Annotated in this window: 13 protein-coding genes and 6 pseudogenes; 13 read left to right on the forward strand and 6 right to left on the reverse strand. The window is 54.6% G+C overall.

The annotated features are described in order from the left end of the window. The 10 genes and pseudogenes from ENI00_RS03010 to dmpG form a co-directional block, all read left to right on the forward strand. Positions 1 to 953 (forward strand): annotated as a pseudogene (locus ENI00_RS03010) (transcriptional antiterminator); the annotation flags it as partial. 13 nt (positions 954 to 966) lie between these two features. Continuing rightward, on the forward strand, positions 967 to 2,505 hold the full coding sequence (locus ENI00_RS03015) for a TnsD family Tn7-like transposition protein (protein ID WP_304098647.1): 1,539 nt from the start codon (positions 967 to 969) through the stop codon (positions 2,503 to 2,505). Continuing rightward, positions 2,459 to 4,069: a Tn7-like element transposition protein TnsE gene (locus ENI00_RS03020; RefSeq protein WP_304098650.1), complete on the forward strand. Its 1,611-nt coding sequence runs from the start codon at positions 2,459 to 2,461 to the stop codon at positions 4,067 to 4,069. The genes ENI00_RS03015 and ENI00_RS03020 overlap by 47 nt, the downstream gene beginning before the upstream one ends. 161 nt (positions 4,070 to 4,230) lie before the next feature. Then, positions 4,231 to 4,356 carry a Wadjet anti-phage system protein JetD domain-containing protein gene (locus tag ENI00_RS18695; RefSeq protein WP_414674205.1) on the forward strand — a complete coding sequence of 42 codons (126 nt, stop codon included), beginning with the start codon at positions 4,231 to 4,233 and terminating at the stop codon, positions 4,354 to 4,356. Next, complete coding sequence (locus tag ENI00_RS03025) at positions 4,317 to 4,589, forward strand: hypothetical protein (protein WP_304098652.1); 273 nt, start codon at positions 4,317 to 4,319, stop codon at positions 4,587 to 4,589. The genes ENI00_RS18695 and ENI00_RS03025 overlap by 40 nt, the downstream gene beginning before the upstream one ends. A gap of 449 nt (positions 4,590 to 5,038) precedes the next feature. Then, positions 5,039 to 5,449 (forward strand): annotated as a pseudogene (locus tag ENI00_RS03030) (aldehyde dehydrogenase family protein); the annotation flags it as partial. Between the two features lie 19 nt (positions 5,450 to 5,468). Beyond that, positions 5,469 to 5,573 (forward strand): annotated as a pseudogene (locus ENI00_RS18700) (2-hydroxy-6-oxo-2,4-heptadienoate hydrolase); the annotation flags it as partial. Beyond that, complete coding sequence (dmpE, locus tag ENI00_RS03035) at positions 5,573 to 6,358, forward strand: 2-oxopent-4-enoate hydratase (RefSeq protein WP_304098655.1); 786 nt, start codon at positions 5,573 to 5,575, stop codon at positions 6,356 to 6,358. The pseudogene ENI00_RS18700 and the gene dmpE, both read left to right, overlap by 1 nt. Positions 6,359 to 6,381: 23 nt before the next feature. After that, positions 6,382 to 7,317, forward strand: a complete 936-nt coding sequence (locus ENI00_RS03040; RefSeq protein ID WP_304098658.1) for an acetaldehyde dehydrogenase (acetylating) — start codon at positions 6,382 to 6,384, stop codon at positions 7,315 to 7,317. A gap of 12 nt (positions 7,318 to 7,329) precedes the next feature. Beyond that, positions 7,330 to 8,321, forward strand: a pseudogene (gene dmpG, locus ENI00_RS03045) (4-hydroxy-2-oxovalerate aldolase). A 5-nt stretch (positions 8,322 to 8,326) separates the two neighbouring features. Here the strand turns inward: dmpG and ENI00_RS03050 are convergent. Next, positions 8,327 to 8,698 (reverse strand): annotated as a pseudogene (locus ENI00_RS03050) (DNA mismatch repair protein MutS); the annotation flags it as partial. Between the two features lie 294 nt (positions 8,699 to 8,992). Between ENI00_RS03050 and ENI00_RS18705 the strand changes: the two are divergent. The 3 genes from ENI00_RS18705 to ENI00_RS03060 are packed head-to-tail and all read left to right on the forward strand — an operon-like array spanning position 8,993 to position 10,768. Continuing rightward, complete coding sequence (locus ENI00_RS18705) at positions 8,993 to 9,325, forward strand: Arm DNA-binding domain-containing protein (protein WP_414674203.1); 333 nt, start codon at positions 8,993 to 8,995, stop codon at positions 9,323 to 9,325. A gap of 12 nt (positions 9,326 to 9,337) precedes the next feature. Further along, positions 9,338 to 10,417, forward strand: coding sequence for a tyrosine-type recombinase/integrase (locus ENI00_RS03055; RefSeq protein WP_304098660.1), 1,080 nt, complete (start codon positions 9,338 to 9,340; stop codon positions 10,415 to 10,417). Positions 10,418 to 10,477: 60 nt separating this feature from the next. Then, positions 10,478 to 10,768 carry a hypothetical protein gene (locus ENI00_RS03060; RefSeq protein ID WP_304098662.1) on the forward strand — a complete coding sequence of 97 codons (291 nt, stop codon included), beginning with the start codon at positions 10,478 to 10,480 and terminating at the stop codon, positions 10,766 to 10,768. A 28-nt stretch (positions 10,769 to 10,796) separates the two neighbouring features. On the opposite strand, the pseudogene ENI00_RS18610 reads toward ENI00_RS03060, so the two are convergent. From ENI00_RS18610 to dsbD, 5 genes and pseudogenes are all read right to left on the reverse strand, one after another. Further along, positions 10,797 to 10,991, reverse strand: a pseudogene (locus ENI00_RS18610) (sensor histidine kinase); the annotation flags it as partial. Between the two features lie 35 nt (positions 10,992 to 11,026). Then, positions 11,027 to 11,587 carry a DsrE family protein gene (locus ENI00_RS03065; protein ID WP_304098666.1) on the reverse strand — a complete coding sequence of 187 codons (561 nt, stop codon included), beginning with the start codon at positions 11,585 to 11,587 and terminating at the stop codon, positions 11,027 to 11,029. Between the two features lie 66 nt (positions 11,588 to 11,653). Further along, on the reverse strand, positions 11,654 to 12,460 hold the full coding sequence (gene dsbG, locus ENI00_RS03070; protein ID WP_304098669.1) for a thiol:disulfide interchange protein DsbG: 807 nt from the start codon (positions 12,458 to 12,460) through the stop codon (positions 11,654 to 11,656). Continuing rightward, positions 12,457 to 13,311, reverse strand: a complete 855-nt coding sequence (locus ENI00_RS03075; protein ID WP_304098671.1) for a TlpA disulfide reductase family protein — start codon at positions 13,309 to 13,311, stop codon at positions 12,457 to 12,459. The genes dsbG and ENI00_RS03075 overlap by 4 nt, the downstream gene beginning before the upstream one ends. Next, complete coding sequence (dsbD, locus tag ENI00_RS03080; protein ID WP_414674206.1) at positions 13,311 to 15,125, reverse strand: protein-disulfide reductase DsbD; 1,815 nt, start codon at positions 15,123 to 15,125, stop codon at positions 13,311 to 13,313. Before dsbD ends, ENI00_RS03075 begins: the two co-directional genes overlap by 1 nt. Positions 15,126 to 15,187: the final 62 nt, after the last annotated feature.

Below are 15,187 nucleotides of genomic sequence, written 5' to 3' on the forward strand. Positions count from 1 at the left end.
AGATTCAACATTTGAGCATTCGGGCATCGGGTGGTGCTGAAAAAATGCTGAATTTTTTCGTGACCTTGGTGAATGAGATCTCTATCCCGGTTGTAATGGTTGGCACACCAAAAGCCAGACCAATATTTGAAATGGACCTGCGCTCTGCACGCCGTGGCGCCGGGTTTGGCTCTATATTGTGGGAGCCTATGGAAAAGTCTGCACTTGGCGAAAATGTACTGCGTACCGAATGGGGCGCGTTCACAAACAAACTCTGGAAATACCAGTGGCTGACCAAGGCCAGTGAGGAGGTCGCCGACGAGTTAAGAGATCTGTGGTTTGATCTTTCTCAGGGCATCATGGACGTTGTGATCAAGTTGTTTGTACTTTCACAAATTCGTGCGGTTGTGACGGGTACGGAGCGGATTACGGCCAACATTCTGAAAGCGGTCTATCAAGACGAGCTGAAACCAATTCATCCAATGATGGAGGCGTTACGATCCGGCGACTCCAGCAAAATTGCCCGCTATTCTGATCTCACGATTCCTGATATTGATAAGAAGATATTGGAACTGAGCAACTTGCTGGAATCCAGTAAGGACCAGATTCGAAAATCAGTTCGCTACGGCGGTAACGACCAGGCAATCAGGCTGCACAATATGCTGGTTGATATGGGCTACGAGTCGGATTTATTGGAACCCCTGATTGAAAGAGCCTTTGAGCAACACCCTGACCTACAGATAAAAGATCTGATGCCCATCATCCTGAACTGGTATCAGTTTACAGAGCAATCGCCACCGGCGAAAAAGCAGCAAAAACCCAAATCGATCAAGGTAAAAGACTGGCACACTCTCGCTTCGGATGACTTTCGATTCATGCACTCTCAGGCCGCCAACGAGGAGCAGATGCTGGAGGCTGTTCAGCAATCCGGCTTGGTGTTTAACACCGATCGGTGGCTAACTTCTGGCGAGTAGACGATAAATCCGTATGCTGAATTTTCCAAATCCCTACCCTGAAGAATTGCTATATAGCATATTAGCCAGGGCAGGCATTCGGCATGGGATTCTTAGCCCCAAGCAGTTGTTGGACGAAATCTATGGCAACCGCAAAGTTATAGCAACGCTGGATCTACCCAATCAGCTGGAAAAGGTTGTGCGCTGGCTGCCACAGGGCTATGACCTGGAAACCATAGCGTACCGGCACACCCTGTTCCCCATGTATGCCCCGTTCATCCCCGAAGAGCGCCGCAAACGTTGTCTGAAATGGATATCTGGTGAATCTCAGGGTGCAGTCCACCTCGCGATGGGCGTGGCAGCTTCAATTGTGAAGGCGCCGGACCACATTCGATATTGCTCAGGGTGTCTCAAAGAGCAAAAACACTCTGTTGGCGAGTATTTCTGGCAACGTGAATGGCAAGTGGCCGGGGTGGAGTGCTGTGAAAGACATGGAGCGTTGCTGAATACCGCTTTTACCCGACCTCTGAAAGATCGCCACCGTTACCATGCAGCGTCGCCTGACGCATGCCCGTTGTTTCCCCAAAAGCCGGTTTGTGACGAGTCAGTGAGGATTCTGAGCCAAGTCCGACAGTTACTGCTGCAAGGGCCGGCTATTTCTCCGAGCTTTGAGCAGTGGACTGCTCATTACCATTGCCTGGCTCGACAGTATGGCTTTATCCGTGGGCATTCCCAAATTGACCATACCGCTATCCTTGAGGCCGTGTCAGTCAAATGGTCTTCAAAATTTCTGCGGCGGTATGGATTGGGAATAGAAGGTCAAGCAGGTAATTTGTGGCTGCAGGCCATATTCCGAAAACACAGGAAATCTTTCAGTTACCTCCAGCACATCATTGTGCACGAATCGCTGTTGCCAGAGTTCTGGCGTATTGGCGAAGTTATTGATCGTGTACGGAACTTACCAGTGCAATCAGCGGTGGCAATACCTACAAGAGCAAATGTTGAAGCCACACTTGATTTAACAGAAGATCAGCAGGAGTGGATGAAAGCACTGGAGGAGAGGCCACCGAAAGCAGCGAGGGCTGCCAAGCCGGCGCTCTATGCAAGGCTGTACCGATCCGAACGACTCTGGCTGAAACAGGTAAATCGTGACCAACGGCGAGCAAGAACAGTAAACAGAAAGCCGCGAGTCGACTGGGAACAGCGGGATCGGCATTACTTGGTAAAATTGCGAGAAATACTCCGGTTTATACGAGCAAGTCTGTCTGGGCCCCGACAGTCTCGAACCTATCTCCTGAAACGGTTAGGGAAGAGCTCTACCTTGGAAAAGAGACTCCACCTGTTACCGCGAACCAGGCGGCTTCTGTTGCGGTATTCTGAGAGCGTTGCTCAATATCAGGTGCGTCGGTTGCAGAACGCGTGTTATGAACTCCAACAGAACTTTGAGCACCCGCCACGTTGGCGATTGTTGCGTCGTGCCGGGCTCAGTGAAATACGACTTACCAATGAAGCACGGGACTGCTTGAATGGCCTCGAAAAAAGCCCCACTGCGTATCAAGAGAATCAAGGATAACAGTCGGATTAAAGAAATCGGTTTAATGTATCGACGTGTGGGTGGCTCAGACTGGCGTATTAATATCAGTCTAGACCCCGGCCAGCACAGAAAGAACTTCGCTATTTCGCAGCTGACGGTGCTGGCCAGGCGACGGGTCCTTAATGCGACGGAGAACTTCAAGCCAGCCGGGTATCCAGCGACGATTCACATAGACGATGCAACTATGTGGTCGCATCGCAGAATACGTGGGTGTCCGATCAAGAACGTCAGTGAGCAGGAAGATCAGGACCAGTGGTGTTTCAGTTTTGAATCTGAAGGTATCGAGTTTTTCTTGCCCCAAATAGAGCTGGCACGTGTGCTCTTTTTTCACAGCGCCTACATGAGCCGCCTCGCGATGCTTCCCAATGGATTGAGCGAAGAGTTTGATATCCAGCCGGGCGATGAGCCAGACATAACAGAAATTCATATCCTGCCGACCAGTACGCTCCCTTTGAAAGCGCGAGGGGATCACGAACAGCGCAGAGTGTTGGCCTGGATTCTGCTGGATGAAGAAACTCGAAGTTCCTTCAGCAGCATCGCCCAACACCAACTAAAAGAGGGTGAAGAGTCAAATGGCCATAGACGTTGGAAGTTTCGATTTGATCCTCCGGCATTGGCGAACGTGGAGCTCACGATGCGGGGGCAGTTTCAAAAAGAATCGCGAACCTTCTTTGTTTATGAGATCGACAGTGTTGAGAACTTGACCGTTCAGAGTTCTACAACGGTTGAGTTTTTTGATCCCAGGTTTGCAGAACAGCAGGCGAATAAGGGCGCGGGTGCTCAGGGAGCATCAGCGCCTGTAACTCAGCCACTGATTGATGACGAAGAGCTGCCTTCGCTGGACTCGGAGGAATACATTCTTGATGTTCCACCGGTCAAGCTTTCATTCTCCCAACCGGTTATGACGACTCGTAAAGCCTACAATGGCCGCCGTCGTTCTGGGGCGGAAAAAAGCGAGGAAACAGAGAGCGAGACAGGTGGTGACCAAACAGACGTGAGTACAGACGAACCGACAATTCAGGGTCAGTTACCGGCTGCCGGGTTTGATGCCGTTGACGACCAAAGTGATGACTTGCATCTGTACCCTCGTAAATTTGAGGCATTTTCCGCCATGGTTGAACTGCTTAGAACAAAGGGGTGTCGGCAAGTGTGTGGGGGCGTCAGAAAGTTGCCAGTAATTGCAGGCTACTCGAAACACTTGCTGGAGGATGGTAATCCGCGGTGCATATCATTTCAGGTGCTGGCTAAGCGTGGGCAGAACTACGCTCTCTTGGAGGTTGATACATCGGATAATAAAAACCGGCTGTCGACGTTGCTTTTGAAGCAACCTACTCCGCATTTCGACTGGCAGACTGGGATAACTACCTTAGAGCAAAATTTACTAAGAAAATCATTGAACTGGCCAACCTCTCACCTAAAGTTAGTATTCCCTGACCACCACACGCGCATCCCGCATCCAAGAACGTCTTTAGAAAACAAAGGACTTTTAGAGCCTGGTTCATTGCAACATTGGGCAGATAGGGTACTTGCGGCGATGGCGTGAGGGTAATTAGTATCCTGAAATGCTTTCAGCTAATGTGAGTCGACAAAATTTCTGAGCTGGTCACTTAGAGGGTTGTCCTCCTTGCAAGCTAGTAATGGGGCTGGGAGAAGCCCTCATCGTTAAGCGGTATAGCAATCAGCCCGTGAGCCATAGACGCGACGCTGGCAGGGTCCTTAGAACCCAAAACGGTCATGCACTGGGGAGACATTGATTTAGGCGGGGTCAGGATTGCCGCCCGGAGGGGAGTTTGGGAAAAGTCGGCCATCAATTCAAGCTCTGGCAAATGAATCCTTTAAAGGTAGCCTTTACTCGCAAGAAGCGCATTTCTATCCGTACCAAGCAGACTCTCTGCGCTCGGAGTGAAATAGATCCAAAAAAACGTCACTTACCAGTTGCGCTACCGCTGCAGTCACTTCGTTCACTTGTTGCCCAGGTGAGCGCAGATCTGAAAGACACCCTGCTTGGCTGGAAAGCGTACGTCGGCAGCCGAAGTACTGAGCTCGCTGCGGTACCTGAATAAGTGGCTACAGCGGAGATTGCGAAGTATTGTCTGGAAGCAATGGCGTCTGAGCCGATCACCAGCAGTGGCGCAGGCATTGCCGGCCCTTCCGGAGCTCTGGACTGCCAGCATTAGCCGTGCGGTAAAGGGTTGAAAAAGTCACTGAATCGCCGTGGTATGTGATGCGTATGTTCGGTGATGTTGGAGGAGTGGCATCGTGAGGTGCCTCCCTACCCCGATTAGCTGGCAGTGCTTTGTTTTTTCTGGCGGCTGAGCGCTAATGGCCTTGGCCGAGAGCTTGGAGCAAAACTGATCATTCGCGGTAATTGCCAAGGCCGTCAAAATTCGCAGTCTTGCTGGCAGTTCAGTCAGCCATAGGCGCAGGTACAGAAATCGGTGTTGGCCTTATGGAGCCATTCACGAAGAAGTGGATCAGGAGTGTCAATGGTCATCTATTTTGACCCACTTGGGCGACGGTTGTCACCGGAGGTGGCGTGCCGGACATGCCGGCGGAGCTGGCAGGTGGGGCTTGAATACAGCCCACAATCTGGGCCGGTCTGGCAGATGACTCAGCCGTAGTGACCGATGAAATCTTCGGCCCCTGCTGCCACATTCGCCCCTTCGATACCGAAGAGGAAGCGATCGAACTTGCCAACAGCCTTCCTTACGGGCTCGCGTCTGCGATCTGGAGTGAAAATATCACCCGTGCGCACCGTGTTGCCGGTCAGGTAGAGGCTGGAATTATCTGGGTAAACAGCTGGTTCTTGCGAGATTTACGCACGCCATTTGGTGGCAGCAAGCAGTCGGGTATTGGTCGTGAAGGTGGTGTGCACTCCCTGGAGTTCTACACCGAGATGAAGAACATCTGCGTCAAGCTGTGAGGAGTGTCTGACCGCAAACGGCTGTTGCGGTCATTGGACCCAGGTTGAACACGCCCATCGCTTTTTTCGATTGGTTAACGGTTTATTTAGTGAAGCTGACGCTATGGCTTCAGGAGCATATTAATGGAACAGAAACGAATTCAGGAACTTGGTGACGAGCTATATCAAGCGATGCTGGCCCTTGAAGCTGTTGATCCGCTGACCGGTCGTGGCGAAGACATCAGTATTAATGATGCTTACCATATCTCCTTGCGCATGCTCGAGCGTCGGCTTGCCGCCGGTGCGTCAGTGGTTGGCAAGAAGATCGGTGTAACCAGCAAGGCGGTGCAGAACATGCTCAACGTGCACCAGCCGGACTTCGGCTATCTGACCGATGACATGGTGTTTAACAGCGGTGAAGTGGTGCCCATCAGTGATCGGCTGATAGTCCCCCGAGCAGAGGGCGAGATTGCCTTTATCCAAAAAAAGGACCTGATCGGGCCAGGCGTGACCAATGCCGATGTGTTGGCTGCCACCGAGTGTATGATGCCTTGTTTTGAGATTGTCGACTCCCGCATCCGCGATTGGAAGATCGCGATTCAGGACACCATCGCTGATAATGCCTCCTGTGGCCTGTTTGTGCTGGGTGATCAGGCGGTCTCACCGCGCAAGGTAGATCTGGTGACCTGCGGCATGGTGGTTGAAAAGAATGGCGCTGTACTCAGTGCCGGTGCTGGAGCTGCCGCCTTGGGCTCTCCGGTGAACTGCGTTACCTGGCTGGCCAACACGCTGGGTGAATTTGGTATTCCGCTGAAAGCCGGTGAAGTGATTCTTTCGGGTTCGCTGGTGCCTCTGGAACCGGTCAAACCTGGCGATTACATGCGCGTTGACATCGGCGGTATCGGCAGCGCCTCTGTGCGCTTTGCCTGACCCGCAGACGAGAGGAATACATTATGAGTAAGAAAATCAAAGCAGCCATCATCGGCTCCGGCAATATCGGCACCGATTTGATGATCAAGATTCTGCGCAACGGCAAGAACCTGGAAATGGGCGTGATGGTAGGCATCGACCCAGCCTCCGACGGTCTCGCCCGCGCCGCGCGCATGAACGTCGCCACGTGTTCTGAGGGTGTGGAAGGTCTGATCAGGATGCCCGAGTTCCAGAACATCGATGTGGTTTTCGATGCCACCTCGGCTAAGGCGCACATCCACAACGATAAGCTATTGCGGGAAGTAAAACCCGGTATCAAGGTTGTGGATCTGACCCCAGCGGCCATTGGCCCTTATTGCGTACCGGTGGTGAACCTGGAGCAGAACCTGCACGAAGGTAACGTCAACATGGTGACCTGCGGTGGCCAAGCTACCATTCCCATGGTGGCCGCCGTGTCCCGCGTTGCCAAGGTCCACTACGCCGAAATTGTTGCGTCGATTTCGTCCAAGTCTGCGGGCCCGGGTACTCGTGCCAACATTGATGAATTTACTGAAACCACATCCAGAGCTATTGAGGTGGTGGGTGGCGCCGGCAGGGGCAAGGCCATTATCGTCCTTAACCCGGCTGAGCCGCCATTGCTGATGCGCGATACGGTGTATGTATTGTCTGAAGCGGCCAATGAAGCTGAAGTGGAAGCTTCTGTAGAAGAGATGGTTGCTGCAGTAAATAGCTATGTGCCTGGGTATCGTCTGAAGCAGAAGGTGCAGTTCGACCGGATCCCTGAAGACCAGCCTATTAATGTGCCTGGTCTGGGCCAATTCAGCGGCCTGAAAACCTCTATCTTTTTGGAAGTGGAAGGCGCAGCCCACTATCTCCCGGCCTACGCCGGCAACCTCGACATCATGACCTCTGCAACTCTTGGCACCGCCGAGCGTATTGCTGAGTCGTTGGTCAACTGAGGAGACAGCATCATGACCTTTAACCCCGGGAAAAAACTGTATATCTCCGATGTGACCTTGCGTGATGGCAGTCACGCTATCCGTCATCAGTATTCAATCAAAAACGTGCAGGACATTGCCCGCGCGTTGGACAAAGCCAAAGTTGACAGCATTGAGGTCGCTCATGGCGATGGCCTGCAAGGCTCCAGCTTCAACTACGGATTTGGCGCCCACACCGACCTGGAGTGGATCGAAGCCGTGGCCGATGTGGTTAGCCACGCAAAAATAGCGACCTTGCTGTTGCCCGGCATTGGCACTGTTCACGATCTGGACGCAGCCTACAAGGCAGGTGCGCGAATCGTGCGGGTTGCCACCCACTGCACAGAAGCAGACGTGTCACGTCAGCATATAGAGCACGCCCGCAAGCTGGGCATGGACACGGTCGGGTTTCTGATGATGAGCCACATGCAAACCCCGCAGGGGCTCGCCGAACAAGCCAGGCTGATGGAAGACTACGGCGCAACCTGTCTGTACGTGGTGGATTCTGGCGGCGCTATGGGTATGCACGACATTCGCGAACGCTTCCGTGCGCTGAAAGATGTGCTCAAGCCCGAAACTCACACTGGTATGCACGCGCACCATAACCTCAGTTTGGGTGTGGCTAATTCCATTGTGGCTGTCGAAGAAGGCTGCGACCGCATTGATGCGAGCCTTGCCGGCATGGGTGCCGGCAAGGCAACGCGCCCCTGGAAGTGTTCATTGCTGCCGCAGAACGCATGGGCTGGGAACATGGCTCCGACCTTTATACCTTGATGGATGCTGCAGACGACATAGTGCGCCCGCTGCAGGACCGTCCGGTGCGCGTAGATCGCGAAACTTTGGCCTTGGGCTACGCGGGTGTTTACTCCAGCTTTCTACGCCACTCCGAAGTGGCGGCGCAGAAGTACGGGCTGAAGGCCGTGGATATTCTGGTAGAGCTTGGTCGCCGTCGCATGGTGGGTGGCCAGGAAGACATGATTCGGTGATGGAATATAGCAACCAGCAGATTATCGCGCCGGTCTTCCAGATAGGCGTCATCACTCAGGGTGCCAGGAGTAACAATTCTCACCACTTGGCGATCAACCGGCCCCTTGCTGGTTGCGGGGTCGCCAATTTGTTCGCAGATGGCGATGGATTGACCCGCTCTAACCAGCCGTGCAATGTATCCTTCCGATGCATGAAACGGTATGCCCGCCATGGGAATGGGGTTGCCGCCGGATTGCCCCCTTGCAGTGAGAGTAATATCCATCAGTTCTGCGGCTTTTTTGGCGTCGTCATAGAACAGCGCGTAAAAGTTCCCCATGCGGTAAAACACCAGTTCATCTGGGTGCTGACCCTTGATCTTGAGATACTGTTGCATCATGGGTGTGTGAGAAGTTTTAATATCGTCTGTACTCACTGATAAATCGCTCGTAAAGTAACTTTAAACCATTTTAATACAAGCAGTTACGTGGATGTTGAGCTCGTCTGTAGTCTTGCAAGGTCTGGCGGAGTCTATTGCAATCTACGTAGGCGGTATAGGTTTTAGTATAGCTTTCGGGGTAGGATCATTGGCGCCTTATTACGCAAGGCTGCGGGCAATTAAAAACCTACACTTATTCCGTCCAAGCCTTTCATCAATGGCGACCATCGTTCCAATAAGTTCATGGACTAAATCATGCATAATAACAAACACGGCAATAAGCCTCTATCGGCTAGAGCCATTAAGACGATGCGACCTGGCGATAAAGTTAAGGTCGACACTGGAGAAAATACTGGTCTGCGTGTGACCTGTGGGTCTACCGGTGCCAGGTCGTTCATATATCGCTACCGGAGTCCCGAGACGGGCAAGCTAACTCAAGTCAAGATAGGACGTTACCTTTCGATGAGTTTGGCAGAGGCTCGCCTAGAACTTGCTCGGATGAAAGATTTGCGGCGAGATGGTGTATGCATTCGTGCCGAAGCTCAGCGGGAACAAGCACGCCAGAGTGTAGCAGACGAGCAGAATTAACAGGCGACAGAGGTGGCAGGGTTTACTGTTCGTGACCTAGTTGATCTGTACTTAACTGAAGTGATTGAGGATCGAGTGGTTGTAGATCACCGCACTGGGTCAAAGAAACGTGTCCCTGGTGCACGAAAACCTAAGGGGCAGGCTAAGACGCGGCGTACGCTATACGGTGATGTTGAGCGCACCCTGGGAGACCGAAGTGCGGCAGAGCTTCGGCGCAAGCATGTTGTAGAAATGGTGAAATGCATTCTTGACCGGGGTGCGAACGTTCAGGCGGGGAATGTATTGCGTGAGCTTACTGCCGCCTACGAGTATGCGATTGGCCTTGGCAAGTTCGATGACGATTTTGCGAATCCGGCTTTGTTGGCAAAAGCGAGCCTGAAGCAAGCTAGGGTGCGGCTTACATCCGTTCGGGGCAAGCGGGTACTGTCTGATGCGGAGTTGAAGGCAGTGCTAGTCTGGCTGCCGGGCTCTGGATTCTCGGTAACACAGAAGAACGTCATTCGTCTGACTCTGTGGACTGGGGCTCGCACGGGAGAGGTCTGCCAAGCGCGTTGGTCAGACGTAGATCTTAATCTAGCAGTTTGGCACATGCGTGACTCTAAGAACGGAGCTGAGCGGTATGTGCAGTTGCCGAGTCACGCTGTTGCCTTTCTTCGTCAGCTTCGTTTGAGCACAAAGATCTATTTGTTTCCCTCCACGCGGACTGGCTTGTCGATCCAGCAGAAGTCGCTTACCGAGACAAAATGGTATTTGAGGAATTCTGCCAAGGCTCGAAGCGGCACCTACTTTAAGCCCAGCCAAACCTGGTTCGATAGCATTTCTGACTGGTCTCCACATGACCTGCGCCGTACCGTTCGTACGGGATTGTCCCGTTTAGGCTGCCGCAATGAGGTGGCTGAGGCAGTCCTTGGGCATTCAAGAAAGGGTATTGAGGGGGCGTATGATTTGCACAACTATGAAGCCGAGTGTAGTGGCTACAAAGATGGTCTGATCATCTGGAAACCCTTGACGGTGGGGCTCAGTCTTAATGGACGTTATTGTCGGCCTGCCGGAGTATCAGCGTGCGCCCTGTTTGGTTTTAATCATCTATGATGGGGAGCTTTACAGCTAAGAAAGTTCAGTCTCTGATCAAAGAAGGTTCACCGGAACGCTATGAACCGCGCCATTGCCAAGCTATTCGGTAGGGAGCCGGGAAGAAAGCTGCAGTCAGAGGGGAAGATGGGGAATATCGCCGAGTTTACCGTGCATGACCTGCGACGTACCTGCCGCAGTTTGTTGTCTGCTGCTAGCGTTCCGGGACATATTGCGGAGCGTTGCCTGAACCATAAGCTGAAGGGCGTCGAGGGTACCTACGACCGTTACGACTACTTTGACGAGCGGAGAGAGGTCTTGGGCAGAGCGGAAGAGCTGGTTGCGCCAGCCATTGATCACCTGTCTGATTAACTGTCCGGCAAGTCCATCCTGAGCCTGGTGGGGCAGTCGTCATGATGAGTGCCGCGCTGGTGAGGGTAGTCCATTGCACAAACAGCGACAGGAGTGCGAAATAGTTCCAATCGATCCAGCCGTTACTGGCCTGAACAACGGCCAGCACCAGGAGCTCGCTGGTAATAAGCAGTATGAATACCGACCGTACCCGGCAAAGGTCCGGCACGAAAAAACCTTGCATCACGGCTGCCGACACAGCCCTGGGGCGTCGCATTTTTATGGAATCAGCGCGTAGCCACGATTGCCGTAGATGACCAGGTCGCTAAGCGCAGACAGGGCAATATCCACGTTGGGATCTACCCAAGCCTGATCAAAACCGTGCCCGGCCAGCGCCTGACCGCAGACATGCACCTTGACCCCTGCATTGCGCAGCGCGGCGATGAGCTCTCTATTGGGGTTTTTCTGGCCGAAGCGTTTATTGTATTGCGCATCGTTCAGCACGCTCGGTGTTGCCGGGCCGTAAATCACTGCCACGAAATCGCGCTTGGCCTGGGGCACTCCGGCGGACGCGAATAGGTTGACCGCTCTGGCGACACGCTCAAGATCGGGGTTGGGCTGGCCCCTATCCTTGGCTTTCCTGGTGACGCTGAACGCGGCTTTGTGTGTTTGATCCAGCGCTGGCTGGTTGACTGCATCGGGCAGGGGTTGGATGCGCCCGAAGTTTTCGATCTCCGGATACTGCCAGTCGGGATTGCTCGTGCTGCCGGCAGCCCCAGCAGTTATGGGCGCGACTGTCAGTGCTAGTAGCATCGCCATCGCATATATAAGTTTTTTCATCGAGACACTCCGGGAATATTGGAAGATTAGGTATGTCACCAAGTACTTATTCGGTATACCTCGTGATCAGGGTTTGGGCCCACCGAGTATCCTCTCAACCTCGTTGCCCTGTGGCAAGCCCTGCTTGACGCCGACCTCGCCGTTATCGTTCTTGTAAACAATCGTAGGGGTTGCAAAATAACCCAGCGACTTCATCAGGTCGTTGTTTGCGGCGATTTTTTCTCGCGCCGCGGCCGGGATATCCTTCGCGACCTGTATGCCGCCCTGGTCGTAGTTGTGCTGCGAAACCGCGAACGCTTCGCTGGGATCGTCAGCGGCCAGAATCGTGGCGGCTTTGGGCGCACTGTCTGCCATGAGGATGCCGACCATTACATGGCGGAGCTGGACCTCGCCGGCGTCAACCCACGGCCGTGCGAGCTGCCAGAATTTGTGGCAGTACGGGCAGTTGGGATCGGTGAATTCATAGACAATCACCTCAGCATCTTCGCTACCGTCGCGCACCCAGTGACTTGATTCGAGCTGTGCCCAGGCCTTTTCGGCTTGCGGGCCGGAGACGATGCGCTGGAGTGGCTCGGCCGTCAAATCTTTGCCTTGGCTATCGATGAGCGTGCCCAGAACGGCGTACTCGCTGTCCTCAGTTAGATAGATCGCCATTGGTCGGCCCTGGAAGGTTGCAGCATAGCCGGTCAGGCCGGACGGCGCATCGAATGAGCCCACGATTTCAAGACCGCGATCGGCCATTGAGGCGATAGGCTCGGGAAGTTTGGTGCCGGATGCATTCGGTGTGTCCGCCCAGGTTGCGGCCGTATAGGCGCTGGCGACCAGGGCCGCGACTGGGATCGTGAGTAATGCGCGGGTCAATAGCTTTTTCATGGGAGTTCCTTTGCTTGAGTTGATTCGGTGGATGGCAGATCGAAGCGCTCGAGCGCCCGCGACAGCGTAGCTTTCGAAAGTTGACCGAGATGGCTGTCGACCAGCCGGCCGTTGGCGTTATAGAACAGCGTCATCGGTAGTGCAGCAGACCCCGCTTGGCTACCGATTCCGCCGCGAGGGTCGCGTACCACGTGATCCATATCGAGCTGCATCTGATCCATGAACTTGCGGATCGTGGAAACGACTTCGCGCTGGTTGGCAAAAACGAACAGAACGTCGGTTCGTTCGTCCTGCGCTTGCTCCAGAACGGGCATCTCTTCGCGACAGGGCGGGCACCAGGTCGCCCAGAGGTTGACCACCATCGGTCGATTGCCTGCACTTTGCTGCAGGCTTGCCAAATCGGTGGGCGTGCCTTCGAGTGTGTACAACTCGGTCTCCGGTGGTTGACTCGCCTGGTTTTCGATCAAGCTCAGTGCCCCGCCGGTCAGTCCCCAGGCGAGCCCGCCAGCGAAAAGCGCCACGCCCAGTGGGCCTCGCAACGACGGTTGTCGGGCCGCAAGGTAAATGGCATAAAAGCCGATCACGATCAGGCTAGGGACCATCTCGAAGCCGCCATCGCGGATATCGATCCACGCAAGCGGATCCAGACCGTAGCTTGGATAATAATGCACGACGAATGCGATACGCGCGGTCACAAAGCCCAGGAAGGCGAGATTGAATAAGGTGTCTCCGATGGCCAAGTCGCGTCGGCGGGCGGCGAGCTTGCCCGCGATCAGCGCGACCACAAAGGCGACTATGATTAACCCTTGGCCAACGGAAATTGCCAGCGGGCCGAGATTTAATGACAGCATCAGAGGGCACTCTTGGCGCGAGATAAATGTTGCATGAATTCATCCGCACTTAGTTCGCCGACCACACGCGCTGCGCGCCGCTCCCGACCGTCCGGGTCGATCAGCAAAATGGTGGGCGGGCCGATGATACCGAATTGCTGCATCAGCGCACGATCGGTAGTGTCATTTTTGGTCACGTCTGGCCGTAACAGCTGGAAATTACCGAGCGCCTGCTGAACTTCGGAATTGCCGAAAACTTCTTTCTCGATGACTTTGCAGGAAATACACCAGTCCGCATAGAAATCCACCAGCGTCCACTGGCCGTTCGCGGAGGCTTTATCGACCTTCGTCTCGAGATCGCCGAGATCGACCACGCCTTCGAAGCGGTCCATGAAATCGCCTTGTCCGGCGGATGCGGTGTTCCCAGTGGCCAGCGTGACAGGTGTCGATGCAAACGCCAGCGGCTGTTGGATGCTGTCGGCACCACCGGCCGCACCGATGACAAGCAAACCACCCCATAGGCCGATCAATAACCCGGCGATACGCGAGATCATGCGCGTGGGTGCAGTCGGTGTCGCTGCGTGCACTGCGAGCTGGTAGAGGGTGATGCCAATAGCGACCAACCAGGCTCCCCATAGGCCAAGAACGACGTTGTCCGCTACCACGCGCTCGACGAACCAGATCGCGGTGCCCAGCATCACGAAACCGAAGACTACCTTAACGCCGGTCATCCAAGTGCCAGGCTTGGGCAACAGGTGGGAGCCGACACTGCCCACGAGCACCAGCGGCGCGCCCATGCCCAGGCCCAGCACGAACAGCGCGCTACCACCCAATACTACGTTGCCGCTGTCGGCGATATACAGCAGCGCACCGGCCAGCGGCGCAGTCATGCAGGGACCCACCAGCAGCGCCGATAACACGCCGAGAATCGCGGCACCTCCCAGGCTGCCACCGGATTGGCGATTGCTGGCGTTGTTGAGCCGATCCCGCAGGCCAGCCGGCAGTTGCAGTTCGTAGACCCCGAACATAGACAAAGCCAGGGCGACAAAGACCAGTGCGAAAGCGCCCAGTACCCAAGGCGTCTGCATGATCGCCTGCAGGCTGGCGCCTGCCAGGGCCGCAGCCACACCAAGCAGCGCGTAGGTCGCTGCCATAGGTAGCACGTACGCCACCGAGAGCACGAATCCGCGCTTGCCGCGGGCACCGCTGCCCACGATCAGGCTGGTCAGGATCGGCACCATCGGTAATACGCAGGGGGTGAACACAAGCAGCAACCCGAGACCGAAAAATATGGCAAGTACCCAGGCGGTATTGCCATCGGCGAGACCCGCTGCCAAAGATTGATCCTCGCCGAGCGCGGGCCTACTGGTTGACTCGTCGCCGGTGGGTGCTGCGGTTGCCGAGCTAGCGCCGCCGCTGCCACCACCTATGTTGTAGTCAGAGAGGTTAAGTGTCGCCCGTTGCGGTGGATAACACAGCCCGGCTTCGGCACAGCCCTGCCAGGCAATATTCAGCGTTTGTGCCTGGCCGGGGTCAACGGTAACCGCTACCTGATCGTAATACACCTCGGACTCGCCGAAGAACTCGTCTTCGATCGGCTTGCCGTCGGGAATCCGGACGTCGGTGACCGGCTGGGGCTCGCCCTCGAATTTGAGTTGATGGCGATACAGGTAATAGTCTGGTGCAATGTCCCAGGTGATCGTTAGCGTATCGTCGGCGTTGGCCGAAACGTCATACGAAAAAGCCTGTTCGACCGGCAGAAAGTCACTGTTACTCATTTGAGCCAAGGTAGAGGTTGCGAGGAGCAACATGGCCAGGAGTGCAACAACTCGAATTCTAAGGTTTTTTATCGTGTGAAACAGCAACAAGCCTATAGGCGCGACTTTATTCATAGAAA

The sequence above is a fragment of the Marinobacter antarcticus genome (assembly GCF_011049865.1).
Taxonomy (GTDB): domain Bacteria; phylum Pseudomonadota; class Gammaproteobacteria; order Pseudomonadales; family Oleiphilaceae; genus Marinobacter; species Marinobacter antarcticus_A.

Bases quoted from the DNA above. Each gene is read 5' to 3' on its own strand.
- ENI00_RS03015 (WP_304098647.1), top strand. From the start codon at position 967: ATGCTGAATTTTCCAAATCCCTACCCTGAAGAATTGCTATATAGCATA.
- ENI00_RS03020 (WP_304098650.1), top strand. From the start codon at position 2,459: ATGGCCTCGAAAAAAGCCCCACTGCGTATCAAGAGAATCAAGGATAAC.
- dmpE (WP_304098655.1), top strand. From the start codon at position 5,573: ATGGAACAGAAACGAATTCAGGAACTTGGTGACGAGCTATATCAAGCG.
- ENI00_RS03040 (WP_304098658.1), top strand. From the start codon at position 6,382: ATGAGTAAGAAAATCAAAGCAGCCATCATCGGCTCCGGCAATATCGGC.
- ENI00_RS18705 (WP_414674203.1), top strand. From the start codon at position 8,993: ATGCATAATAACAAACACGGCAATAAGCCTCTATCGGCTAGAGCCATT.
- ENI00_RS03060 (WP_304098662.1), top strand. From the start codon at position 10,478: ATGAACCGCGCCATTGCCAAGCTATTCGGTAGGGAGCCGGGAAGAAAG.
- ENI00_RS03065 (WP_304098666.1), bottom strand. From the start codon at position 11,587: ATGAAAAAACTTATATATGCGATGGCGATGCTACTAGCACTGACAGTC.
- dsbG (WP_304098669.1), bottom strand. From the start codon at position 12,460: ATGAAAAAGCTATTGACCCGCGCATTACTCACGATCCCAGTCGCGGCC.
- ENI00_RS03075 (WP_304098671.1), bottom strand. From the start codon at position 13,311: ATGCTGTCATTAAATCTCGGCCCGCTGGCAATTTCCGTTGGCCAAGGG.